This window comes from Pseudoalteromonas sp. bablab_jr011, assembly GCF_016464045.1.
Lineage (GTDB): Bacteria > Pseudomonadota > Gammaproteobacteria > Enterobacterales > Alteromonadaceae > Pseudoalteromonas > Pseudoalteromonas lipolytica.
Map to the genome: position 1 here is coordinate 1 of NZ_JACDWU010000111.1, position 290 is coordinate 290.

Genomic DNA, 290 nt, shown 5'->3' on the forward strand with positions numbered 1-290 from the left:
AGCGCGTGGCATTTGGAATCTGTTGTTGTCTGAAAATATGCGTCGTTATGAATACGATAAAACATTCCTGTTTTACAAAGATATGGCTTCTCTCCTCAAGGAAATTAAGCCATTCGAGGAATTTAGCTGGATTAAAGCGTTTGATTCTGCTGCTGCTCAGCAGGTTGCTCGCGACTTGGAAACAGCGATGAAGAATGCATTTTCTAAAGGTCGTTTGCAGCATTTTCCAAAGCACAAAGTTTCCTACAAAAGGAAGCGGCTTCACAATGATAGCTTCCGAGCGGTCAATA

General features: G+C 42.1%; 1 pseudogene. It reads left to right on the forward strand.

From position 1 onward, the window contains the following. Nucleotides 1-25: 25 nt before the first annotated feature. Nucleotides 26-290 (forward strand): annotated as a pseudogene (locus JIG41_RS04565) (RNA-guided endonuclease TnpB family protein); the annotation flags it as partial.